The 23,010-nt window shown below is 65.0% G+C and carries 29 protein-coding genes; 6 read left to right on the forward strand and 23 right to left on the reverse strand.

The annotated features are described in order from the left end of the window. Positions 1 to 21: 21 nt before the first annotated feature. Both B2747_RS04085 and B2747_RS04090 read right to left on the reverse strand, forming a co-directional pair. On the reverse strand, positions 22 to 366 hold the full coding sequence (locus B2747_RS04085; protein WP_291157132.1) for an antibiotic biosynthesis monooxygenase family protein: 345 nt from the start codon (positions 364 to 366) through the stop codon (positions 22 to 24). Continuing rightward, positions 363 to 686: an NIPSNAP family protein gene (locus tag B2747_RS04090; protein WP_291157133.1), complete on the reverse strand. Its 324-nt coding sequence runs from the start codon at positions 684 to 686 to the stop codon at positions 363 to 365. The genes B2747_RS04085 and B2747_RS04090 overlap by 4 nt, the downstream gene beginning before the upstream one ends. Positions 687 to 751: 65 nt before the next feature. On the opposite strand from B2747_RS04090, the gene B2747_RS04095 reads away from it, so the two are divergent. Then, on the forward strand, positions 752 to 1,474 hold the full coding sequence (locus B2747_RS04095) for an ArsR/SmtB family transcription factor (RefSeq protein ID WP_291157134.1): 723 nt from the start codon (positions 752 to 754) through the stop codon (positions 1,472 to 1,474). Between the two features lie 115 nt (positions 1,475 to 1,589). On the opposite strand, the gene B2747_RS04100 is transcribed toward B2747_RS04095, so the two are convergent. The 8 genes from B2747_RS04100 to B2747_RS04135 all read right to left on the reverse strand — a co-directional run bounded on the left by B2747_RS04100 (position 1,590) and on the right by B2747_RS04135 (position 8,845). Then, positions 1,590 to 2,108, reverse strand: coding sequence for a cupin domain-containing protein (locus B2747_RS04100; RefSeq protein ID WP_291157135.1), 519 nt, complete (start codon positions 2,106 to 2,108; stop codon positions 1,590 to 1,592). A gap of 139 nt (positions 2,109 to 2,247) precedes the next feature. Next, a complete protein-coding gene (locus tag B2747_RS04105) occupies positions 2,248 to 2,973 on the reverse strand; it encodes an SDR family oxidoreductase (RefSeq protein WP_291157136.1) in 726 nt (241 codons plus the stop codon). Positions 2,974 to 3,010: 37 nt separating this feature from the next. Beyond that, positions 3,011 to 3,478, reverse strand: coding sequence for a DUF1269 domain-containing protein (locus tag B2747_RS04110; protein ID WP_291157138.1), 468 nt, complete (start codon positions 3,476 to 3,478; stop codon positions 3,011 to 3,013). Positions 3,479 to 3,512: 34 nt separating this feature from the next. Continuing rightward, positions 3,513 to 4,319, reverse strand: coding sequence for a 5'-nucleotidase, lipoprotein e(P4) family (locus B2747_RS04115; RefSeq protein ID WP_291157139.1), 807 nt, complete (start codon positions 4,317 to 4,319; stop codon positions 3,513 to 3,515). Positions 4,320 to 4,348: 29 nt separating this feature from the next. Continuing rightward, positions 4,349 to 6,010, reverse strand: coding sequence for a gamma-glutamyltransferase (gene ggt / locus B2747_RS04120; protein WP_291157141.1), 1,662 nt, complete (start codon positions 6,008 to 6,010; stop codon positions 4,349 to 4,351). Between the two features lie 125 nt (positions 6,011 to 6,135). Then, positions 6,136 to 6,519, reverse strand: a complete 384-nt coding sequence (locus B2747_RS04125; RefSeq protein ID WP_291157143.1) for a hypothetical protein — start codon at positions 6,517 to 6,519, stop codon at positions 6,136 to 6,138. A gap of 121 nt (positions 6,520 to 6,640) precedes the next feature. Next, a complete protein-coding gene (locus tag B2747_RS04130) occupies positions 6,641 to 7,066 on the reverse strand; it encodes a hypothetical protein (protein WP_291157145.1) in 426 nt (141 codons plus the stop codon). Positions 7,067 to 7,897: 831 nt separating this feature from the next. Next, positions 7,898 to 8,845 carry an alpha/beta fold hydrolase gene (locus tag B2747_RS04135; RefSeq protein WP_291157147.1) on the reverse strand — a complete coding sequence of 316 codons (948 nt, stop codon included), beginning with the start codon at positions 8,843 to 8,845 and terminating at the stop codon, positions 7,898 to 7,900. Between the two features lie 170 nt (positions 8,846 to 9,015). Here B2747_RS04135 and B2747_RS04140 point away from each other — a divergent pair, with 170 nt between their 5' ends. Next, positions 9,016 to 10,152: a serine hydrolase domain-containing protein gene (locus B2747_RS04140; RefSeq protein WP_291157149.1), complete on the forward strand. Its 1,137-nt coding sequence runs from the start codon at positions 9,016 to 9,018 to the stop codon at positions 10,150 to 10,152. Between the two features lie 39 nt (positions 10,153 to 10,191). Here B2747_RS04140 and B2747_RS04145 read toward each other — a convergent pair whose 3' ends face one another. The 3 genes from B2747_RS04145 to B2747_RS04155 form a co-directional block, all read right to left on the reverse strand. Next, positions 10,192 to 10,476, reverse strand: a complete 285-nt coding sequence (locus tag B2747_RS04145; RefSeq protein WP_291157256.1) for a helix-hairpin-helix domain-containing protein — start codon at positions 10,474 to 10,476, stop codon at positions 10,192 to 10,194. A 193-nt stretch (positions 10,477 to 10,669) separates the two neighbouring features. Then, the gene (locus B2747_RS04150; protein WP_291157151.1) at positions 10,670 to 11,092 is read right to left on the reverse strand and encodes a hypothetical protein; all 423 of its coding nucleotides are present in this window, start codon (positions 11,090 to 11,092) and stop codon (positions 10,670 to 10,672) included. A gap of 245 nt (positions 11,093 to 11,337) precedes the next feature. After that, positions 11,338 to 11,979, reverse strand: a complete 642-nt coding sequence (locus B2747_RS04155) for a hypothetical protein (protein ID WP_291157153.1) — start codon at positions 11,977 to 11,979, stop codon at positions 11,338 to 11,340. A gap of 91 nt (positions 11,980 to 12,070) precedes the next feature. Here B2747_RS04155 and B2747_RS04160 point away from each other — a divergent pair, with 91 nt between their 5' ends. Both B2747_RS04160 and B2747_RS04165 read left to right on the forward strand, forming a co-directional pair. Beyond that, positions 12,071 to 12,388 (forward strand): type II toxin-antitoxin system Phd/YefM family antitoxin, encoded by a 318-nt coding sequence (locus B2747_RS04160; RefSeq protein ID WP_291157155.1) that lies wholly within the window; start codon positions 12,071 to 12,073, stop codon positions 12,386 to 12,388. Between the two features lies 1 nt (position 12,389). Beyond that, positions 12,390 to 12,923 carry a type II toxin-antitoxin system VapC family toxin gene (locus B2747_RS04165; protein WP_291157156.1) on the forward strand — a complete coding sequence of 178 codons (534 nt, stop codon included), beginning with the start codon at positions 12,390 to 12,392 and terminating at the stop codon, positions 12,921 to 12,923. Here B2747_RS04165 and B2747_RS04170 read toward each other — a convergent pair. From B2747_RS04170 to B2747_RS04210, 9 genes are all read right to left on the reverse strand, one after another. Then, positions 12,920 to 13,831, reverse strand: a complete 912-nt coding sequence (locus B2747_RS04170) for a hypothetical protein (RefSeq protein WP_291157157.1) — start codon at positions 13,829 to 13,831, stop codon at positions 12,920 to 12,922. The genes B2747_RS04165 and B2747_RS04170 overlap by 4 nt on opposite strands. Before the next feature lie 26 nt (positions 13,832 to 13,857). Beyond that, the gene (locus B2747_RS04175) at positions 13,858 to 15,288 is read right to left on the reverse strand and encodes an RluA family pseudouridine synthase (protein WP_291157158.1); all 1,431 of its coding nucleotides are present in this window, start codon (positions 15,286 to 15,288) and stop codon (positions 13,858 to 13,860) included. A 99-nt stretch (positions 15,289 to 15,387) separates the two neighbouring features. Then, positions 15,388 to 15,822 carry an alpha/beta hydrolase family protein gene (locus B2747_RS04180; RefSeq protein WP_291157160.1) on the reverse strand — a complete coding sequence of 145 codons (435 nt, stop codon included), beginning with the start codon at positions 15,820 to 15,822 and terminating at the stop codon, positions 15,388 to 15,390. A 24-nt stretch (positions 15,823 to 15,846) separates the two neighbouring features. Beyond that, a complete protein-coding gene (locus tag B2747_RS04185; protein ID WP_291157162.1) occupies positions 15,847 to 16,389 on the reverse strand; it encodes a hypothetical protein in 543 nt (180 codons plus the stop codon). A 50-nt stretch (positions 16,390 to 16,439) separates the two neighbouring features. Continuing rightward, positions 16,440 to 16,610 (reverse strand): hypothetical protein, encoded by a 171-nt coding sequence (locus B2747_RS04190; protein WP_291157164.1) that lies wholly within the window; start codon positions 16,608 to 16,610, stop codon positions 16,440 to 16,442. Positions 16,611 to 17,048: 438 nt separating this feature from the next. After that, the gene (locus tag B2747_RS04195; RefSeq protein ID WP_291157165.1) at positions 17,049 to 18,344 is read right to left on the reverse strand and encodes an aldo/keto reductase; all 1,296 of its coding nucleotides are present in this window, start codon (positions 18,342 to 18,344) and stop codon (positions 17,049 to 17,051) included. A 146-nt stretch (positions 18,345 to 18,490) separates the two neighbouring features. Beyond that, positions 18,491 to 19,123 carry a pyridoxamine 5'-phosphate oxidase family protein gene (locus B2747_RS04200; RefSeq protein WP_291157167.1) on the reverse strand — a complete coding sequence of 211 codons (633 nt, stop codon included), beginning with the start codon at positions 19,121 to 19,123 and terminating at the stop codon, positions 18,491 to 18,493. Between the two features lie 102 nt (positions 19,124 to 19,225). Next, positions 19,226 to 19,699 (reverse strand): hypothetical protein, encoded by a 474-nt coding sequence (locus tag B2747_RS04205; protein ID WP_291157169.1) that lies wholly within the window; start codon positions 19,697 to 19,699, stop codon positions 19,226 to 19,228. A 6-nt stretch (positions 19,700 to 19,705) separates the two neighbouring features. Then, the gene (locus B2747_RS04210) at positions 19,706 to 20,194 is read right to left on the reverse strand and encodes a hypothetical protein (RefSeq protein ID WP_291157171.1); all 489 of its coding nucleotides are present in this window, start codon (positions 20,192 to 20,194) and stop codon (positions 19,706 to 19,708) included. Between the two features lie 103 nt (positions 20,195 to 20,297). On the opposite strand from B2747_RS04210, the gene B2747_RS04215 reads away from it, so the two are divergent. Next, on the forward strand, positions 20,298 to 20,975 hold the full coding sequence (locus tag B2747_RS04215; RefSeq protein WP_291157173.1) for a hypothetical protein: 678 nt from the start codon (positions 20,298 to 20,300) through the stop codon (positions 20,973 to 20,975). 335 nt (positions 20,976 to 21,310) lie between these two features. Beyond that, positions 21,311 to 21,670, forward strand: coding sequence for a hypothetical protein (locus B2747_RS04220; protein WP_291157175.1), 360 nt, complete (start codon positions 21,311 to 21,313; stop codon positions 21,668 to 21,670). Positions 21,671 to 21,725: 55 nt separating this feature from the next. Here the strand turns inward: B2747_RS04220 and B2747_RS04225 are convergent, their stop codons facing one another. Beyond that, positions 21,726 to 22,991, reverse strand: a complete 1,266-nt coding sequence (locus B2747_RS04225; protein ID WP_291157177.1) for a hypothetical protein — start codon at positions 22,989 to 22,991, stop codon at positions 21,726 to 21,728. Between the last annotated feature and the right edge of the window lie 19 nt (positions 22,992 to 23,010).

Genomic DNA, 23,010 nt, shown 5'->3' on the forward strand with positions numbered 1-23,010 from the left:
CAAACGCATAAGGTGGGGCAATCACTCGTGGGCCCGACGACTGTCACTTGGGGCCTCGTCCCGCTCGTGCAGCCCGTAGTCGCGCACGACATGCGACACACGCAGTCGGTAGTCTCGAAAAATGCCCGACCGGCCACGCATCTGCGCCACCCGGTGCTCGGCGATACTGCGCCAGGCCTGCACCGCCACTTCGTCGCGAAACACGCTCAGTGACAACAGCTTGCCCGGCTCGGCGAGGCTCTCAAATCGCTCCACCGCGACGAACCCGTCCACCGCGTGCAGCAGCGGCTTGAGCTCAGCCGCCAGATCGAGGTACTCTGACCGGCGCCCCTCTGCCGGCCACACCTCGAAGAGCACCGCAATCATGAGAGACGCCGCGTGCCTGGGACGAACTCCACAAAGCTGCGCTCCTCCTTCAGGATGAAGCGTAGCTCCTGCGCCATGGCAAAGTTTGCCCGTCCCTCGGGATCTGCCTTGAGACGTGTGCGGTAGGCCTCGTACTCGGCGAGACTCTCGAAGCCGATCAGGCCCCAGGCCACGTTGTTGGTTCCCTCGTGGGGGAGAAAGTATCCCAGCAGGGCGCCGCCCAGTCGAGGAATGATGTGGCCCCACGCTTCGGCGTAGCGGCGAAAGGCGTCCCGCTGAAACGGGTCGATCTCGTATCGGATGAAGCAGGTAATGGTCATGCGGCCAGTATGGCACGTGATCATTTCGGTAGCCGCCGAAGCATTTGCCGGCGATCTTTGGTCGTATGCCGAGATCGCGCCGTTCGGTGCCACAACCTGACGCCGCGGTGGTCCCCACCGCCGAGCTGCTCGCCGATCCCTCACGCGTGGCCATGCTGTGGGCGCTCATGGATGGTCGCCGTCTTCCCGCCGGCGACCTCGCACGCATTGCCGGCATTCGCCCATCCACCGCCAGCGAACATCTGGCGCGTCTCGTGGAAGCGGGATGGCTTGGCGTGGAGCAGACGGGACGTCACCGCTATCTGCGCCTGATTCATCCGGGCGTCGCAGAGTTGCTTGAGACCATGGCTGTCGTCGGGGGCACAACGCAGCCATCAGCGCGCCAGGTCGGACCCACGGGCGCCATGCGACTTGCGCGCAGCTGTTACGATCATCTGGCCGGACAGGCCGGTGTGGCGATCACCAGCGCGCTGCTGGACAATCGTGCGCTCATGGAAGAAGGCCTCGGCTATCGTGTCACCGCAGCGGGACGTGACCGCTTCGCCGCGCTCGGGATCGATACCGACGCAATTGCAGAGCAAGCCACGGCGCGGCGCCGTCACTTTGCGCGCATGTGTCTCGACTGGAGTGAGCGACGCCATCACGTGGCGGGTGCGCTGGGCAGCGCGCTGCTTGCGCTGGTGCTCGAGCGCGGCTGGTTTGTGCGAATGCCCGGCACACGGGCGTTGCGCCTCAGCAATGATGGGCGACGGGCGCTGCAGAGGGAGTTCGGCGTGCGGCTTCTTTGAACGGACGCTGCTCAAGGCGCAACGTATCCAGCACGACCCACGGAGCGAACGGCGTCACCTGCCGGCGCACGTCGATTCCACTCTCACGGCGAGCTGCCAGTCATCGCGATGAGGATCATGGACTCCGGTAGGTCATCTGGCAGCTGTGTCGTTCTTCCGCCGCCGCAGCGGGTGTTTGGACAGGCGCGCGGGCCGCTGCGCTGTCGGCCACCGAACGACCAATGAACTGAAAACACCGCTCCACGGCACCACGTGGAAATACGAACATGATCCGCGCCGGCGCATTGCTCCGGTTTTCCACAGTGATCCAGTTCCGCGGCGGCAGGTATACGACGCTGCCGGCTGGCGCCACATGAGCCGTATCGTTCAACAGAAACGTCACCTCTCCCTGCTGAACAATGAGCACCTCCTCGTCCAACTCGTGTCGATGACGCGGCACGCGACTCCCAGGCGGCAGTTCCTCGGCGCCAACGAACAGGTAACCTGCCCCGGTCGCCGCAGGCCCGACTTTGAGGCGAATCGCGCGACCATCTGGCAGAATACGCCGCTCGCCATCCTCAGGCCTGACAATTTGGGGCCGCGAGGCTGTGTGCAGTTCCGCGGTGACCTGGCCGCGTGCCGTCGATGCGAGCACGAACAGCGCCGGGGCGGTGAGTAGCAGGCAGGTGGTACGTGATCTGGACGCAGTCATCGTTTTTGCCGGATATAGTTCGGAGATATTGTGGAGTTGTGGCGTGGTAGGGCCGCTCGGGGCACGGTCCTGCCGTGCCGCCCTACCGCCGCGGCGGCTTGGTCGGCCGGATCTCGATGCGCGACGGTAGCGACCTCGACGGAAACCGCACGAGCCCCATCACGAGCTCCGCGATGTCCTCCGGCTGGATTTTCCACGCATCGGCGTCGCTCGGCGTGTGATCATTGAAATGCGTGGCCACACTGCCCGGCATGATGTAGTTCACGCGGATGCCGTACTGTCGCACGTCGAGCATCAGCGCCTCGCTGAAGCCGACGAGTCCGAACTTGGATGCGTTGTACGCTGCGCCACCCGGCAACGGGTTCTTGCCGGCGAGCGAAGCGATGTTGATGATCCAACTGTCGTCGTTGTTCCGGAGATGCGGAATCGCGGCGTGGCAACAGAAGTACACGCCGTCAAGGTTGGTTCGAATGACTTGGTCCCAATCCTCCGGCGTGAGCTCGCTCATGGGCGCGAATCTCCCGACGCCGGCGTTGTTGACGAGGATTTGCAGCCCGCCAAATCGCTCGACCGTGCGATCGATCATGCGTCGCACATCGTCGCGGTTGCGGACATCACACACGATGCCTTCCACGGTACCCGCACCACGCTCCGACAGTTCACGCGCCGCGCGCTCGACCTCGCTCGCATGGCGCGAGGAAATGCTCACGTTGCAGCCGGCGGCCGCCAGCGAAGCGGCGATTGCGTAGCCGATGCCCTTGCTGCCGCCGGTAACGACGGCGGTCCTACCCTTGAGATCCTGAATCATCTTGTGCCTGTGTCAGAGTAGTCCCGGAGCGGCCGCTCTAGCCGCGCATCTTCGTGATCGCTGCTGTCAGGTCGCTCTCCGTGGTCGAACCGATCACGCTGCCGTGGCTCATGGCAATCACGCTCGTCGCGCGTTCAATGTCGGCGTCAGCCACCAGCGCAATGAGCATGGACGTGTCGGGCGCGAGCCCTTCTCCCAACTGTCGCAGCAATGCGTCGGGGAAGCCCAGATCGATGAAGTAGGCAGCAATCGCGCCGCCGGCAGCCAAGGTGATGGTACCGACGCCGGGAAGCAGAAGACCGGCAATCGCCCCGATCAGCGCGCTCTTCCCCACGCCCCAGTCCTCTGTTTCGCTGAACGCTACCTCGCCGCTCGGCTTTCGCGTGACCACGGCGACGTTACCAAGACCAACGGCGGCACCCTTCAGAAGATCGCGGGCGCTCTCGGCGCCGGTCGGCGTCGTGAAGCTGGCGACGACGATGCGGCGGGCAATGGATTCGGACATGTGATCTCCTGTGGACCTGGAGTGGCTGTGAACGCTACGGTAGCGGATTGCGCTCCCAACTCCCATACATGGGGTTGGGGAGCAGCACAAACCGCCGCCCGAAGTCGGCGTACGCGCTCTCGGGCGCTGCGCGCATCGGCACCTGCGCCATCCCGGGGAAGTCCTGAATGTTGTCACCGATCCACATGATCACCTCGAGCGGTGGGAGCCCGTTCACTCCGGCGGCGACCTGCGCGAAGCGCGGATTCTTGTCGCTCGTTTCCGCCTTGCACAGCACGACATCGGCCTCGATACCTTCCGCGCGCAGGTTTGCGCGTGTGTCGTCGCACTCCGCCGCTGTGCGGTTGGTGACGATCGCAACGCGTCCACCGCGTGTCTGCACATTGCGGATGAACGTGAGCGAGCCCGGGAGCGCCGTAGCCTCGCGGCGCGCCACCCAGCGTGACCAGCTCGCCTCGGTATATCCGGAGTCCACGAGCGCGCGCTCCTGCTGGTAGCGACTGTTGTCGAGCACCGTTTCGTCGGCGTCGAGAATGACGCCCCACGTGCCCCTGCTGCGTCCTTCGGAGAGCGCCACCAGCCGCTCACCGGCGACGCGGTACGCCTGAAGAAACGCGGCGCGCTGCTCGGCCGACGATCGAAACCACCGGATGTCGTTGCCGATTCTCGCAGCCGCCGGGCGCGGCATGGTCGCCGCTGCCTCGGCGCCCGTCGCTCCGGCGCCCATCCCAGTGGATGACGTGTGCGAGGTGGTGGCGCAGGAGATCAACGCAAACGCACTGACACCGACTGCGCACAGGCGTCGCGCAATGCGCGTTGTCAGATGGACGGGGTGCGGCATGGCGAAACAGGGAAGAGTGAGAAGAGAACTTAGTGGCCGATGGCCAGTCCATCCTTGCGCGGGTCGCTGCCTGCCGAGTAGCCACGTGGCAGCCGGAGAATGGCCTGCGCTCCGCCAAACGCAATGGGCGGCTGCTCGATCAGCACATGCCCCTTCGCCTCCAGCGCGGCACGCACGTCGTCGGTGAATGGCGCCTCAAGTGCGACACGATAGCCGTTGTAGTGCCGGAACCGCGGCGCATCGATCGCCGCCTGGATGTCCATCCCGAACACGAAGTGATTCAGCAGCATTTGCACGTGTCCCTGCGCCTGCACGCCACCACCCATGAGCCCGAAGCTCATATAGGCCTGCTCGCGGCCGTTCACGGTCTGGGTGACAAAGCCGGGAATCAGCGTGTGAAAGGGCCGTTTGCCCGGCGCGACCGTATTGGGCAGCCCTTCCGTGAGCGAGAAGCCTGCCCCACGGTTGTGCAGCGCAAACCCGGTACCCGGCACCACCACGCCCGAGCCGAAGTAGTCGTAGATGGAGTTGATGAACGACACCATGTTGCCTTCGGCGTCGGCCGTGGCGAGATACACCGTCTCGCTGCGCGTCCGGCTCGGGCCGGGATCCACACGTTCCTGCGCGCGCGTCGGGTTGAGCAGCTGCCGGCGCGCTGAGATGAACGTGTCGTTCAGCATCTGTTCAGCCGTGAGCTCCAGGTGGTCGGCGTCGCCGACGAAGCGATCGAGATCCGCGTAGGCGAGCTTCTTGGCCTCGATCAGATGGTGCAGGTAGGCCGGCGAGTTGTGACCCATCGCCTTCAAGTCGTAGGGCTCGAGGATGCGCAGCATCTCGAGTGCGGCCACTCCCTGATTGTTGGGCGGCAGCTCCCACACGCGATACCCGCGGAAGGGTACAGAGATGGGCGTGATCCAGGTCGGCGCGTTGGTGCGCATATCCTCGGCGGTGATGAAGCCGCCGAGTCGCTGTACGTGGTCCACGATGCGGCGACCCAGCGTACCCGTGTAGAAGTGCGCGACGCCGCTGTCGGCGATGGCCTGCATGGTGCGCGCCAGGTCGGGGTTGCGAAACCATTCGCCAGCCCGCGGTGCGCGGCCACCCGGCAGGTAAGTCGCCGTCGCCGCCGCATCGCGTTCCAGGAGCTCGGTCTGCTCGCCCCACTGCGCGGCAATGATTGGCGTGACGGGGAAGCCATCGCGGGCGTAGCCGATGGCGGGCTGTAGCATCTGGGCCAGCGTCCTCGTGCCGTGGCGGCGCAGCAGGGTGTCCCAGCCGGCCAGTGCGCCCGGCACGGTTACCGACATCGCGCCCTGCTGTGAGCCGGCGCGAAAGCCGCGGGCAATCAAGGTGTCGCGCAACATGCGTGAGCCCGCACGTCCGCTCGCGTTGATGGCGACCAGCCGTTGTTCCTTGGCGAGCCACACGATCGCGAACATGTCGCCGCCGAGGCCCGTCATGTGCGGTTCCGTCACACCGAGCACCGCAGAAGCGGCAACGGCCGCATCGACAGCGTTGCCACCGGTGCGCAGCACTTCGAGCGCCGCAGCCGACGCCAGCGGTTGGCTGGTCGCGACCATGGCGTGAGGGGCGTAGACGGTCGAGCGGCCGGCGAGGGTGGTGGGGCGCTGAGCGGTGAGCGTTGCCACGGGCAGCAGCAGTGGCAGGACGAGCCGGGCGGAGCGGCGCATGGATTCGGCCGAAGGGAGAGTGGAGCGATCGATGCCGCACGAAGCGTGAAGGGCCGGCACCGGAAGATGGCTACAGCGGCGCGGGTGGCGGAAGATCATCGCGATGATCGGCCGCCGATTCGTGCTCATGCTTTGGGTCGATCAAGTGGACCGCGCAGCAGCAGCAGGGCGTACACCGCTGCGAGCAGAGCACACGGGATAGCCCCCAGTCGAACGAGCGGAGATCCGACGTCACCCTTGATGAGTGAGAGCGCACTGATGAAGTAGACGCCAAGGTTGAGCAGTACAGCGGGGCGTCCATAGATGCCGCCGAGTATCGTGTCGCGCGTGTTCCAGTTGTAGAAGGCAACACTGAGCCATGCGGCCGCGAGAAGCTGACCGAGCCAGCTCGCGTGGACCGGCAGGCCCGGCACGAGATGCGGGAGCACCACGTCGGAGGCAAAGAGAAGCGGGAAGCCCGCGACGGCGAGCACCGCAGCGCTCGTTCGATTCACAAGTGAAGAAATCATCTGCGCTGAAAGTAGAGCCTCGAGTCGCTGGTCAACTGGCAAACCCATGTTACGGCCAATATATCGCCGCACAGAACTCCGCGTCCCGCTGGGCTTCTGTGGCGGTTGGCGTGCTTATGGCTCATTGCACAAGTCGAACACGAAGTCCACCGGCGTTCGGCACGGCGATCATCACATGTCCACCATCCTTCCGGAGCATGCCCTTGTCCACCAGCACTCGTTCCGCGTGTTCGAGCGACCTCACGCGTACTGCCATCTCGAGGATGCCCCCGGTGGGCGCCTCGACGAATCGCAGCGCCGGCCCGCGAGGGAACGTCAATACACCGTGTTTCTCCTGCGCCGGTGTTTCGAGGAACTGCCGCCATTGCACGAGTGCAGTCGCCGTGTCTTCAACGCCGATGACCAACTCCCGTACGCCGAGCACACCGAGTGCACGCGTGCCATCTGGCGTGGTGTACATCACGGAGTCAGGCTTCTGGTAGGCAAACCCGTGATCGCGTAGCCGTGTCAAGGTGATTGGCAACCGCTCGGTCGGCTCGAAGGCCATGCCCTTGAGCTCGGTGCGCAGGGTGTCGCCCGCAGGAACCTCTCAGACTACAACCTCGAAGAGTCGGAGCCTCGAGGTCAAGGGAGCTGTCTGGAACCGCCTCTGGGAGGAACCCTTGGTCGTTCTACGAGACCTTGGATGCCCCCTCGCTTGGGGTCACCCAACACCGTCTCGCCAGACCCGCGCGACGACTGCCAGGTGCACAAGTGCATGTCGCCGATGCGGATACGCTCGAAGATATCGGCCGCCACCCGACAGGATTCGTTCATCCTTCGCGCTGCGCATCATGGTTAACGTGCAGTAGGCAGTCAACGCAAAGTCCAGCGACCCATCGGGTGATCAACCAGGCTCACCTCCCATTGACCACGGACCCGTTGCGCACATCGATGGTTGCGGTTGCGCTGACCACGCGTGGCGCGCAGTTGGGGCCGTTCGGGTACGAGACCTTATACTCCAGCCTCGTGGTTCCGGATACCGTGCCCGCTGCGGATGCGACCGTGATGCCGGCACTCGGTGCGCTGTACTCCGGAAAGAATACTCCGTGGTCGCATCCGCTCACTAGTCTGGCGCAGTCGGCCACGTAGGCTGGCTGTCCCCCGGGGGCGACTGGACTGACGTCGATGCGAGTGATCGGCGATGTGACGTTGCTCACACGTACTGTGAGTCCGCTTTCGCCGCCAATGAGGGTGCAGTCTCCCCCCGGATCGAGAATGGCGCACGCCCCGAAGGCGGGAATGCAAGCGAGTGCAAGTCGAAAGGTCATCTGCTTTGAATTGGAGTATCGCCAGAACCGAACGCCCCTCGACCTTCAAGATGGCGAGGGCGATATGCTTACGGCCAGCCCGTTCGAACCTGCGCCCGTACGGCCTCGCCCACTGCCTGCTGCTGCACCACCACCAGCACATGCCCACCGGCCTCAAAGCTCATCAACCTGGCCCCCGGGATGGTCTGCGCTGCGAACTCTGCATTGTGGTACAGCTGCAGCAGGTCGTCCCTCGCGTGCACGATGAGCGTCGGCGCCACAATCGACGCAATCCGCTTGCCGGGTAGGGTTGCCGTGTTGTCGAACACCACACCCGCGGACCGCGGCGCGGCCGGGTTCATTTCATCAATCAGCCGATACACCAACCCGCGCGCCTCAGGTGTGAGTCCGGCCACCACGGCATCGCTGGCACCCAGCACACGCATGAGCTGTGGCTTGAAGAATTTCGCAATGCCCCAGTACGTGTAGTCGTGGGAAAAGACCCGTCGCAGCGTGTTGCCATTCTTGTTCGCCTCGGCGTGGTCGGCAGACGCCGACGCCACCGCGCCGCACGACAGGCAGGTCAGCGACGATACCCGCTCGGGATATTGCGCGGCGAGCAAGAGCGTCGATGGGCCGCCCTCGGACAGCGCGACCACGGCCACACGCTCAATCTGGAGATGGTCGAGCAAGGCCACGAAGGCCGCAGCCTGGTCGTCCCAGGTGGCACCGTCGGGCATCGAGGAGCCCAGATAGCCGAAGCGCGACGGCGCAATCCAGCGGACATCATTGCCAAGCAGCGCGTCGACGAGCAGCCGCCCCTGGTCGAAGCCGCCGCCGCCCCCATGCACGACCAGCACGGGAACTCCCGCACCACCGGTCGCGTACTCGATGTCGCCGTACGCCGTCGAGATCACCCGGCTCTTGCCGCGGATTCGCGCATATGACTGGCGCATATCCCACGCGTAGCTGCCGCCGATGGCGACCGCCACGAGTCCCAGCAGTGCTCCGGCTAGTCGCAGCAGCGTTCTGCGCATGAAACCCTCCCGATTGTTGCCTGCCTCCACGATATCGGCCAGATCCGAACCGCGCTGTCAGCAGATTGCTGATGCAGCCTGACGCTCAGGAGTGCAGTTGGATGGGAGCTCGCCCCTTGAGGGTGCGGCACGAGCACACGATGTTTCGCCACCACTTCAAGCCTCTCCACATGCCGTCGATTCCAGGCATTTATTGCCGTCGCCTTTGTTCTGTCGTGGCGACTGCATTGCTTCTGACAAGTCCGAACGCAGGACTCACCGCGCAAGGTTCGCAGGATGCCATCGCGATAGACAGCAGTGCGCTGCAGCGATTAGGCGAACAGTTCGTTGCCAACAACAGGGCCGGCGGTTTGTCCGTGGCCATCGTGCGAGATGACACCGTTCGCTACTTCAACTTCGCAGGTGGACCGTCAGCCTGTGCTCAATCCCCAAACCAGAACACGGTTTACGAGATTGGCTCGATCACGAAGGTGTTCTCGTCATTGCTGCTGGCCAACGCGGTAGCAGAGGGGCGCGTCGAACTTCAGGATGACATCCGAAAGTATCTGACCGAGGAGTATCCGAATCTGCAGCGCGATGGGACGCCCGTTCGCCTGGTTCACCTGGTGGAAACAACCTCTGGTTTACCCGACAATATTCCTGACCTGACCTCCCTCGTACAGACGGAGGGTCCCAACCGTGCGCCACGTGCGATCGTAGAGCGTTGGCAGCGCTACGGCGCACGACAGTTGCTCACCGACCTGCATCACGTGACGCTCGATCACACGCCTGGCGTCACATCGCGGCATTCGAACGTCGCCGCAACCCTGGTCGGCTTCATACTCGAGAAGGTCTTTGCACAACCCTACGAGAAGCTGATCCAGACGTACATCGAAGAGCCGTTCGGCATGAACAGTGGCACCGGTTCCGGGCGCGGCCGTGCCGCCGTTGCCGGATGCAATGCCGCTGGTGTGGTGATGCCGGCCATCGACAGTCGGTATATCCGGTCCGCCGGCGGGCTGCGGTACAGCAGTGCGGATATGGCGCGATTCGCGCGTGCGCAGCTGGCCTCAACATCAGCGGCGCTGCGACTGAGCCAGCAGGCGACCGGAGAATCGGCAGGCACGGGCCTGGGCTTCAATTGGCGCATGTCGCCTGGCCGCGACGGTGCGCTGGTACTTCGCGCATCGGGCGGAACGTTCGGATCGAGCAGCTACATCGAAGTGCGGCCCGATGCGGGCTATGCACTCGTGCTCCTCACGAACCAGGCCGGCGTCGAAAGCATGCTGTATGATCTTGCCGTGCAGATACGGCGAGCTGTCCGATGAACGAAAGTCCCACGGCGGCGTAGCCGATATCCCTGGGTTCTACGGCTTTCGAACGCCGCCCGTGCGTTCGGGAGTGAAGTGCCACCAGTCGAGCGCTTCCCCGGTGCGTGCCTGGTGGATGGTCGCAGCGAACACGTCGCGCACGCACGGATCCTGACGCTTGCCCGTGGCGCGTTCGAGTGTCTGATGAAGCACGTCGGGATCACTCGCTGCGAGTTCCGCCAGCGTGGTGATACCCAGGACGGCGAAGTCACTGAGGGCCGCCTTGCCCACGTTGCGCAGGTCGGCGAGCGATTGGGCGGGGTTGCGTTTGACGTGGCTCAGGGGGTGACTGTCGAGTTACGCATGGGCGAGCATGAACTCTGCGAGGGTACGTGCGCTCATCGTCATTCGGGAGCAGCTGGCAGACTGCAAGGCGATCGGGCTTCGCAGTACAGATCCAGGACAGCGCGAGCGCGTCGAACGTCCGCTGCGCCGGCCGAGGCATTCGTCAGGCCGATCTACCGCAGATAATTGCCTAACGCACGACAATCGATCGCTCGAGAACTGCGGGCCAGTTGGCTCCACCGGTGGATGGGCCACTCTGCTCCCCGATCACGCGAAGCACGACCCGCCCAGCGACATTGAAGCGCACGCGTACGTTATGCTCAAGATACAGGAGATCTGAAGTACAAACGCTGGCGTTACGCGTACGGTTGAGCGGTTTGATCTCAGCCAGTGATCCCGTGACCGACACGTCAGCCCGCACCGTCTCGCGTGTACAGCCGCCGCCAAAGGTCCTGATGCTGACGGCAAAGTCCTCACCGCGAACGACGGTATCAGGCGCTGCGATCGTGGCGGTATCCCGGTAGAAGACGATGAGCGCTGGTCCTGTGCGGTACGCGTCACCGGTGAAGGCATTGCACGCCGCCATTGCCGAGAGTGCAATGCCGACCAGCATGGCTCTGATCGGAGCCGCAAGGCTCTCCTTCGAAGTGGTCCACCGGTCAGATGCCATATGCCGAATCCTGAAGGCGCAGCTGGTGATGTGCTCGCCAGCCTTTTCAGCGCGGAGACAATACCGCTCTGCGCTCCGAGTTGGCGGTCGAGAGCAGCAAGCAGCGCGAGTGCGGCTCTGCGAAGACCGGAGAGCCCTATCCGTCCAAATGACGGATCAGAGAACAGACATACAACTTGCGCGTTGGTTCAACTCCGCGCGACGTACGCCGACAGCGCGAGCCACGCGGTGAACATGAGCGCATACGGCCATTTGCGTGGCAAGAGACGCGCCACCAGCAGTGTGGTAGCGGCCGTGCCCGCCAGCGCCATCAGCACCGCCAACGCAGCCCGCGTCCCGCTCCCGACAATGGCCGTCGCAATGGCCGCGCTGGCCCACTGCGCCGGTAGCAGCACCAGCAACCAGTCCGGCAGCCACGCCGCAGTAAGCAGCGTCGCCGCCTCTCCACACACCACCAGCACCGCGATGATCCAGCCGTGACGGGGATGCGCGCGCGTGAACAGGGTGCCGCGCGCGGCGAAGCTGATGCTGGCCACCAGCAGCGCCAGCGTGGTGGACAGCGGATGCACCAGCGGCGCCATGCCCAGGCGCTGCGCCAGGGCAATGAAGCCCACGCCTGTTGTCAGCGCGAGCGCCACGCCCATCCAGAAACGCGCCGCGACCGCCGCAGCGATCATGCCCGTGCCCATCAGACCGGCAGCGAGAATCGGGCCACTTTGCGCTGCCAGCGTCATCGTATCAACGCGCAGCATAGCCAGCGCCGGGAGAAGCACGCCGGCCAGCGCGACCGCCAGCCAGCCCCAATGGAATGTTCGCGAAGTCTCGGTCAACGCCACCTCATGTCCCGGGAGTGTGGCCCGCGCAAGCTCAGGGCGCAAGGCGGACAGTCTTGTCGCCTCAGTGCATAGTGGTCATATTAATATGACCATTTTGCCCGAACTCACCATGCGTCGAAAGCCGACTCGCCCCTCGCGGCGCCCCCCCGCACTTGAGGTTTCCGCCACCACGTTCAAGGCCACCTGCCTCGAACTGATGGACGAGATCGCGCGCACGCGGTCTGAACTGATCGTGACCAAGCACGGGCGGCCGGTGGTGCGGGTATCCGCCGTCGAGCCGCCGGCAATTTCACCAGTAGGCTTTCTCGCGGCGAGTGTGGCGAGCCACGGCGATATCGTATCGGCTGACGAGTCACTCTGGGGGGAATCGTTCACGGATCCCCTGGCCGCGCGGCGTCGCTGACATGCCGGCCAGGAAGTCACCGGTCGCAAAGAGACGGCGCACAGTAGGCGAGCCGGAACCGACCTACGTCGGGCTTCCCGCCGCGTGGCGCGCCAGTGATGCCCCCGCACGCGAGACCCCACTCCTCCTCGATACCCACGTCTGGATCTGGACGCTCGACCCATCGTCGGGTGCACTCCCGAACCACACGATCCGACTCATCGAACGTGCCGCCGCCGCACAGCGACTTCTCGTGAGCGACTTTTCGTATTGGGAGGTCGCCATGTTGGTCAACAAGGGTCGGCTGCGACTCACCACGGATGTCGGCATCTGGCTCGACCGCGCCGCTACGGCGCCAGGGATCGTGTCGGTGCCTGTGACGCGCGACGTGCTGGTGCACAGCACCCGCCTCCCCGGAGAACCGCACGGCGATCCGGCCGACCGCATCCTCATCGCCCACGCCCAAACGCTCGGTGCGGCGCTGATGACCTGTGATCGTGGGATCATCGACTACGCGCGTCGCACGCCGGGCATCCCGGTGTGCGACGCGCGTTAGCGGCGGCCCGCTCCAGCCTCAAGTACCGCCCCTATCGCGTCGATCAACGCCGCTCGCAGCCCGCGCGCCTGCTCACTCAACGCACGCTGCCGCCGCTGGTATTCCTCGCGCCCCTCGGGTGTCTCCACGCGCACTGGCTCGACGCCAAAGGACCGTAGGTCATAGGGGCCGGCTTCCATGTCGAGCACGCGCAATTCGGCCGCCAACGCGAAGCACTGCCACAGCAGCTCGCTGCCCACCCAGGGCATGCAGGTGAACGCCCACCGGTAGAGGTCCATGTTGGCGTGAATGCAGCCGGGCTGCTCCAGGTCGTGTCGTGTCTCCCAGGTGAGCAGCACGCGATTGAGCGGTTTGGCGGCCGGCGCGAAAAATCGGAACGCCTCGAAGTGGCTGCACAGGACCGGCCGACTCTCCACAAACGCATCGAGCTCCGCCTGCGGCATCCGGAGTGGCGCAACCTGCGCATGCCGTACGTCGTGCCCACCGTAGACCATGGCCCACTCGTGCATGCCGTAGCAGCCGAACTGCGCCGGTCGTTCGTGCGTGGCGCGCAGCACATCCAGCACCTTCACCAAGGTGTCACGCTCGGCGCTGCTCATCGCGCCGGGCATGCGCCCAATGACGCCATCGGCGGCGACGTACACCGGTTCAGGGAAGCGCTCGCGCGCCTCGGTGCTGTCCACCAAGCCCTCTCCCGATGAAGGGTGCCACGCTTCCAGCTTGGCGGGGGAATAGCTGTAGTACTGGAACAGGAAGTCGTGCACCGGATGCGACGCCCCGCGCGCCCGCCGCTCACGACGGGGGCGCGTGTACACTTCCACGCGCGCGAGGTGCGCGGCCGCGCGCGCCTGCCACTCGGCGGTTGTGAGCACTGTGTCACCGCGGAACAAGCGATCTGGTGCAGACATATCCGAACCGTGCATGCAAGATCTCGTCAGAACGGCGCCGTTTGCTGCACCACCACCGGCGCGCCCGTCACCGGATGCACAAATGCCATATGCTCGGCGTGCAACAGCAGCCGCTCGTCGTCGTGCGGTGGTGTGCGTCCGTACAGCCGGTCACCCACGATGGGCGCATCCAGTCCCAGCGGATGCGCGGCATGCACCCGCAGCTGATGCGAGCGGCCCGTGTGCGGCGTGAAGCGCACCCGCGTGCGCCCCGGCTCGCGCACCAACACCTGCCATTCGGTGTCAGCCGGCTTTCCGAACACGGGGTCATGAATGTTGCGCGGCCGATCATCGACATCGATGCGCAGCGGCAGGGTGATGCGCCCCTGTTCGCCTGCCACCTCGCCGTCCAGCCACGCCACGTAGTGCTTCTCAACCTCGCGCAATGAGAACAGTCGCTGCAGCGCCTTGGCCACATCGAGTGTCTTGGCCACCAGCAGCAGCCCCGAGGTGTCCATGTCGAGGCGATGCACCACCAGCGGCCCCGTGGCGTCGGGGTAGCGCGCCCGCAGCCGACTCACCACACAATCCTGCAGCGCCGCACTGCGGCCTGGCACCGTGAGCAGACCACTTGGCTTGTTCACCACCAGCAGGTGCTCGTCCTCGTACATTGCCAATGGCTCGGCGGGGTCGATGGCCGCCGAGCCGAAGAGCGGGGGCGAATCGGCGGGGAGTCCACCCAGCATGTGTGTGAGGATGGGCAGACACTTGCCGCGACAGGCGGCGTAGAACACACCCGCGCGGCGATCGCCGGTTGTGGACGGCGCGCCCAGCCACAGTTCCGCGAGCGCCAGTGGCGTGAGCCCCAGGCGATACGCATGGGCCAGCAGCTTCGGCGCTGCACAGTCGCCTGCGCCCGCGGGTGGTTCAGCTGGGACGAACAGGTCGCGCAGCGCTCGCACCTCACCGCGTGCGTTGGCGAAGTGATAGCTGTCCTGAATCTGCGCCATGAGGATGCGCGAGCGCTGCGTGCGTACGGCGTCGAGTTCGCGCACGGCCGCGTCGACACGAGTCGCCACCGCCGTGTTCGCGCCTTCGGACCCCGACGCGAGCAGCGCCGCGCGTCGCGCGCTGAACGCCAGCATCTCCGCTTCACCGTCAATCCACACGCGGTCGCGCTGCACGCGATCGAAGGTGGGCGGCGCCCAGCCGTCGATCTCCCACTGCCCATTCACCATTCCGGAGAAGCCGCGCAAATAGCCGATGGTGCCGTCGGGCGCTGCCACCACGAGCACCCCGAACATCTTGCCATTGCCGGGCTCGTGCAGGCGCCATTCGCTCGCATACTGCGACTCAACAGCATCGGCAAGTTCGAGCGCGGCACGCCGCGCCAACGGGTGCACGGCCCTCCGGTCGAACGGGGTCGGGAACCGCGTGGGGACGTCGTCGGTGTGCGGGGCGGGTGAAAAGGGAATCACAGCGGGAAAGATATCGCACCGCTACCTCGTGTCGCCTGGTGGACTCGCCGCGCACCGACCTGGCGCCTGATGATGCGTGGCCGTCGGCTGCGAGCGCCGCTACGGCCCGCGGACGACGCCCTGTGTCCGCAGCCACGACATCATTTCGTTCCACACGGGCGGTTGCGGCCCCCCGTCGGCATCGCGAAGGAAGTGGTCGGCGTTCGGAAAGTTGACCACGGTGTGCATGGACACGCCGGTGCCCGACAGCGAGTCCAGCACGCGGCGTGATGCGAAGGTGGGCACGCTCATGTCACGGTCGCCGAGCAGCCAGAGTGTGGGGACCGTGGATCTGGCGAGGACCGGAACGGGGTCGTATCCGCGTCGTCCCGCATATGCGAGGACACGCGCCTCGAGCTCACGTCGATCGGATACTTGTGGGGGACGCGACCCGTCGCCGGAGAGATCGCTGTAGTACTGTTCGACACCCGTGGAGACGGCGGGGCTGGCCAGCAGCACCTGGAAGCGAGGGCGGCGCGCAGCGACGGAAGGCATGCGCATCCTGGACAGGCGAAATCGTCAGGCGTCGGCCCTGGGCCCCCGAGCGCCGGAAGCAATTTGACGAATTGCTCCCAGATGGTACGCCACGTGCATCACACTACCGATCACGCCGTCCAACGCGACACCGACAACTTTGCGTGATTCCTGGAGCGCAGCATACCACCGCTCGGCCTCCTCGCGCAGACTCTGCCGCAACGCTGCCCACTCGACATCCGATACCGCCCTGCGCTCCCATGACGCCGTCCAGTCCGCGTCCGCGAACGGGTTCTTCTCCCCGGCGGCCCAGCGGTTCATCAACGAAAGGCCATAGCGCAGATGCTCGACATGGGCAGCGATGGACGCGCCCTCATTGCTTGACTTCGAGGCCTCTGACGAGGATAAGCCGTCCAGCGCCACAAGAAGCCCGCCATCACCGGGATTCAGCACGAAAGCACCGGTCGGGGGCGCACCGTAGACGAGTTCCCGAAACAGTGTGGGGAGACTTCGATTCAGGTCGTCGGATGTCATGTAGCGTCCTCGTGTCTGCATGAACGACCGGCGGGCCGTCAGGAACGACGGCATCGGAGGTCCCGAGCGGTATCGCGCCCCCCACCCCCCGCCTTCACATTCCTTCATCCTAAATGTGTACAGAACTGCGGATTATTTGCATTGGGGACGTCGGCAACGAGTTTCCTCCTGAAGGACTCTGGCGTTTCCGCAGCACACACAATGGCAAGCGCGAGGGCGAAGCGCGCGTTGGCATCACGGTCCTTGAGTTGACTGAACACCGTCGCGGTGAACACGGTTGAATCCTGCGCCTGCACGGGAAATCTCCTTCGCATCGGTACCGGGCTCGCACCGGGCAACCAGCCGACTCGACTGCCCACCTTCGCAAGGTAGGCTTGCGCGTAGAAGCACCCGCTGGGACAATCGAGCGGCGGTCCATACGAAATGCGGTACATCAACACGTCGGTACCGGGGAGCACGATGGGTATACGCCTCATGAGAAGCGACCGGGCAGAAATTGCTCCCGAGCGAGAACCCTGCGCCCCACTGCCCCGCGCGAAAGCCCGTCGAGTCCGCCGCCGGCGACTGCGCGCGCACGACCGGTTGTGTACTCTCAAGCTTGCGCGCCGCACCATGAACCGTCAACGAATTGCTGTCCCTCGGTCACCCGACGAGGTTTCTCGCGCTGGGACTCCAACTGTTGTTCGTTAAGCTCGATTTTGAAGGCGGCCCTTCTACTTGCGGTCGAGACGCACGCGAGTTGGCCCCTGCGGCCCCTGCTGCTCCAGCACGACGCCGGCGACCTCGCTCTGTGAGTCGACCTGGAATTCGAACATCGGTCCGCGTGGATCCTGGAAGCGGGTCTCCGACCGCGCGTTCAGGGGCGCCTCGGGATTGGTGCCGGGCTTGACCCACAGCCGGTCTCCATCGAGACGGAAGGTGGCCGTGAAGCCGGAAGCCGCCGCATACTGCCCGACATAACGCTTGAGGATGGCTGAGGAGACCGCGATGCCCGGCGCGGCGGCGGGATTCTGTGGCAGCGGCGGCAGCGCAGGCAATGCATCGATGAACGCCGCCATGCGCTTGCGCGTCGCCTCGTCCGGCAATCGGCCAATGCCCCCGCCGATGTTGTCGATCATGTGCGCCGTCTTGGTCGTGCCAACCCGTGCAACGGTCACGGCGGGGTGGCTGATGACGTACTTGAGGAAGAACTGCGCCCAGGTGCGCGCGTCGAACTCGGCCGCCCATTCAGGAAGCGGGGTCGTCCCGACACGCGCGAACAGGTTGCGGCTCAGGGCACCGCAACTCGTCCCGGCATTGGCACCCAGCGGGAAGAATGCCATCACGCCGATCTTGCGCTCGAGCGCGAGTGGCAGGATGGTGTCCTCGACGCGGGCGCGGTTGCCCACATCGTAGTCGACGCCGATGAAGTCGATGGGCTCGTTGCGCATGACCGCTTCGAGCTGGGGGTAGAGATTGTCGCTGATTACCTGAGCGCCGATGTACCGGATGCGACCCGCCTTCTTCTCCGCCTTGAGCACGTCGAGGTGTGCGGTGCCGCTGCCCGGGTTCACCATGGCGAGATCGAGCTTCGACACGTTGAGCCGCTCAAGCAACGACGCGATCTGCGCCTTGGCGCCCTCGGCGGTGGGCTGTGGCGGGCCACCGGGGGCAGGCGCAAAGCCGCGCACCGACCAGAAGAGCTTTTGCCGGACACCGAGTTCGCCGGCCGCATTGATGTGAAAGTTCTCGGCGGCGGTATTTCCATGCATGGCGTCGAACACGCGGCCACCGTTGTCCGCAAACGCCTTGAGCACGGCCTTGAGCGCGGCGGGGTCCGCACAGGACACGTGATTGGAGAACGACAAGCCAACAGCCGGAAGCAGCTCACCGGTTGACGGAATGGCCCGTTGGATGAGCGTGCCGTCAGTCTGCGCCAGTACGGACAGGGCGCGCCGCATTTCCGGTGTCAGCGCGAGCGCCGCACCGGCGCCGAGGGTGGTGCCAAGCCATTCACGACGTGAGAGCATCCCGGAATCTCCGTGCGGGTTGTGAGCTGAGGCGACTACGGCTGCCTCAATTGAGACCCCGGGCGCGTGGAAATGGAGGTGGTGGAAGTGTTCGGATTGTGTTTGCAATGTGTAAGTGGGCACGGCGAAAACGGCAGCGCGTGCCGTCAGTACAGCGTCGCTTGCTGCCGTGCGGGAAGTTCCGCATCGTAGGCGGGACCGCCGAGCGCGCCCTCGGTGAGCGCTGCGAGCATCTCGCCCGCCGACGGTACGTGCGCGAGCGACTCTGGAGACACCGGCGCCCAGAGGCGGCTTCGCTGTATGGCGCGCGCGCACTGGAAGAACGCGGCCTCGACGCGCACCTCCACGACGCAGGTCGGCAGCCGGCCCGAGACGGCGTATGGCGCCAGCACAGCCGGATCCGCGAGAACCGTGGCGCGCCCATTGATCCGCAGCGTTTCACCGCGGCCGGGGATGAGGAAGAGCATGGCCACCCGAGGGTCGTGGAGGATGTTGCGCAGGCTGTCGATTCGGTTGTTCCCGCGCCGCTCCGGTAGGTGCAGGGTCTGCTCGTCGACGACTGCCACAAATCCGGGCGCATCGCCCCGCGGCGACGCATCCATGCCGTCCGGGCCAGCGGTGGCCAGCACACAGAAGGGCGACGCGCGCAGCATCTCCTGGTAGACCAGCGGCAGCGTGGTGACTTCCTTGCGACGTGACGCTTCCTGCACGGGGCCAAACAGAGCCAAGAGTGCATCCAGGGAATCGATCTCGCCGCGGTTGAAACCAGTTCCGGACATATGTTCTCTCAGGTGGCTGGTGGACGCTGAAGTGCGACTGCGGCGCGGCGCCCCCGCATATCGTGCAATGTTGCCGAGCTTGCTGAACTACGTACGTAGAACTCAGGCGCGCTTCACCACGTCTCTTGGCTGCGTGATCCGTCCGGGCCGGAGCACAGGTACGAGAACACGCGGCAGCACCACACCGACAGTTGCCCACCCGATCACCGCTCGCGCGACAGAGAACGTCTCGTCAAGGAACGTCGCGATACTCGCTTCCCAGCTGCTGATGGCTCCAGCCAGCATCGCGAGGATCATCGCCACAGCAACCAGGTTCATGATGGCACGTTGCGGCGAGCCCTCAAGGGCCGGAAACCTCCCGCACGCTCGGACCCATGCCCAGAGAACCACGAGGGACAGCGGCGTGATCAGGATAACGCCGGAGAACAGCCAAAGAAGATCGTGAGGTAGGAGACGGAGGCTGGTTGTTGCTCCCTGTCCCGCGATCATGTTGGTACTGAAAACCAGCAGTGCGCCCACGCCGAGCGTGCACGCCATTCCCGTGAGTTGCCACAACGCCACGACACCGTATCTCATCGCCGATCATGGCCTCGGCGGCGGCCCCGCGGGGTGCTTTTCGCAAACAGGAGGCTGCTCAGCGCTCCACGCCATGGACGCAATGCGCCACATGCCGGCGCTCTTCACCAACGTGAACACATCGGCGCCGCAGTGGGACCAGTTGCCGTTGACATACAGGTCGTACGGCATCCAGACCATTGCCACACCGCCACTCACCCGCGCCATGGGCGCAAAGCCGCGCTCTACCACGCCGCTGAGGTTCGCCGCGCGCTGCGCCTCGCGAGTGCGTGCCCGGTAGATGGTGACGCCGTCCCGCGTGGATGTGGGATACAGCATCGCTTCGGGAACCATGAGGTTGGTGAACGCCACCGCGTCCCCGCGGCTGATGGCGGCGAGGGCGGAATCCGCAATGGCGATGACGGCCTTCTCGTCTGCAGTCGGCTGCGCGCGTAGGGCGCCGGGCATCGCGGCAACGATTGCCGCGATCAGGAGAAGCGGGAGAATGGTGGGCATGGAGAGAATCTACGCGCGATCGCCGTCTGTGTTTGGGAGGGACGGACTGCACGTCCAGTGCGCCAAGCCATCTGTCACGCCCTCATGGCCGTTGATCCAACAGATGCAGCACCTGCGCACGACAATGCGAACTATGGGAACATTCCGCATCCGCCGGATGCCGCCAGTGGTGTTCGCCACGACATCCCTTCATTCCCGTTCCCTGCCTACAATGACCCGCACCTACATACGCCTCAGCCTGCTCGCACTGCTGGCAATCTCACTGGCATGCAACGACAGCGGCCCCACCATACCGCAGGCCGGCGCCGCGTTCACGCTGTCCACGGCAGGCAGCACGACGATGGAGCTGACCGGCACGACGTTGTCGCTACCCACCCAATTGGTGGCCTATCGTGAGACTGTGAACGGTCGGGAGTACGTGGTCGACCTCACTCCGGTCGTGCTTGTTCAGTCGATTACGACATTGGCGTCGTCATCGCAACTCACCATGAACGTGTTCGGTCGCCTGGAGACCGGGACCTATCGCGTGCATCGCGAAGGTACCGTGCCATCGGCCACCAGCCTTCAGGCACGCCTCATCATTCCCGTAGGTGCCGATCATGAGGATACCTTTTTCCTCGACGACGGCTCGATCACCGTGACATCGCTCAACCCATTTACGGCGACGTTCCGCTTCACCGGCACGCAGCGCATTCGTCGGCCGCGGGAGGTGCAGATCGGACAGTCCGCCACCTCAGTGCCGGCGCCCATCACCGTCACCGGGCGCATCGGCGCGCCGTAGTCGACGACTCGGCGGCGACTCGGCCGATGTTTGTACAGGAGCACGACGGCCACGACGAGTGCAGGTAGGCCGCCGCCCGCCAGCCGGTGCTCGCGCGGTCGGTGGGAACACCGTATACTCGACCGACCCCCTTCTGAAATTCCTATCCTCACTGGATCCCGAGACGGGATACCGCAGTGAAGGATTCCGGACGACATATCCTTCGTCATGGAACGACTCTGGTTGGAAGCGAAACATCCTGCCATCACGGCGGAGAGGCGTATCACAACGACACTCCAAACGGAGCGCGGCTGGGAAGAGTCGCTCGGGAAGCTGGCCCGGCTCGTGGAGGGTGGATGACGGCGCATCACGATCCACGTGCCATTCGTTCGCCGGCATGGCTTCTCTCGGGGTTGACGCGAAGTGTTGCTGGAGAGCTGACGCTGACGAATGGGCGGATCGTGTTCGAGACGCGTGATGGCGCCAGACTGCTAGACGCGGCACTCAGTGAGCTCACCAGCGCAACGTTTCCCTGGTACTATTTCGGCGGCGGCATGAAGCTCCGCATCGGGTCTGAGACCTATCGCCTCTCATTCGCACGACCGGGAAATCTTCCCGAGTACAGCGCGCCGGATGACGGCGGCGATATGCGCAGCAGCCGTCAGTCAGGCGCGGAGTGGAAGGCGGCGCTCACCGCGTTGATGACACCGCGTTGATCACGCGCGGCGCTGTATTGCATGACATCCGGTCAGCCGCGAATGCTCCGCGAGGTCATGGGATCACCTTCATTTGCGTCGCCTCGATGCCGTATTGGCCGGGATTGAAGTTGGGATTCTTGGTCAGGATGTACGCGTCCTGCCCGTGGACACGCCACGCGTTACCGTAGGTGTGATCGAGTTGCACGGGGCTATTGCTGACGGGATCCATATAGGTGTCCACACCGCGGATCGCCTCGAGACTGCGGCGCTGCATGCGATCGTCTGTGGACTCCCCGGGATACAGTTCGCCGCCACCCGAGCCGCTGGTGGCGCGATCAAACCCGGACATGCGCTGGAAACTTTCGATGTTGGACTTGGTGGCGGCTGCACCGCCAGCCACGATGATGGCAGCACGTTCGCGCGTGCCCTGAACGGCGGCCGCACCAAGCTGCTGCTGCAACGCGAAGAGTCGCTCCAGCCACGCACCGTTCGGCACGATCGAACGACGCGCGGCTTCGACGAGGGCGAAGTCCAGTTGGCCTTCGGGCGCCGACGCCGCGAACGAGCCGAGCGTTTCACCTGAGGAGGACATCAGCGGCGTGCCACCCATCGGATTCGGCAGTTGCGACGCAAAGAACACGGCCGACACACCGGCCACGCCCCGCATCTCCTCGCCGTCCTGCGTGTAGGCAAACAGAATTTCACCGCCGTCGGCACGCACCCGCATCGACAGCCCCATCGAATTGATCATCTGCTGCGTGCGCTGCGCGTAGTCAGCGGCGGAACTCGCGTAGTCCGGACGCTCGCGATAGTCCATGATGCGGACGCCCTGATAGGCGCGCTGTACGCGCGCTTCGAGATATTCGCGCGCACTGGCGAAGGAGGCGGGCATGCAATCACCGCTCCCTGCAGTGTTCGACGTCGCCCACACCTCGGTGGGGAAGATCAAGATGGTCGACCGTCCATCGGGAGAGGTGGCCTGCCAGTTCACCGAGTACGGCGCGCTGCAGGGGCCGGATCCCGCAATGACGCCGCCCGTACTGCGCCAGCCCATGGGCACAAGTACCGACATCGCCGGCATGGCCGCGATCACGCCGGGGTCATCGATGCTCACGCGCTGCAGCATGAGTGCATCGGGTGGCAGCGGCGTGGTGGGCCTCACCGATCTCCCTGACCCCTTGCCCGCGCGCATGCCCATGGAGTCACTGAATGCGGCATCGCCGGTCCCATCGCCCTGCCGGTTGGAGTTGTCCTCGGCAGTGGCATCGCAGCCGAACAGTACCGCGCAGAGTAGCAGGAAGCGGCCGAACGGCAGGTGAGATCGGATTCGTGGAAACATGGGCATGGGCACCGGGTGA

Source organism: Gemmatimonas sp. UBA7669 (genome assembly GCF_002483225.1).
Lineage (GTDB): Bacteria > Gemmatimonadota > Gemmatimonadetes > Gemmatimonadales > Gemmatimonadaceae > Gemmatimonas.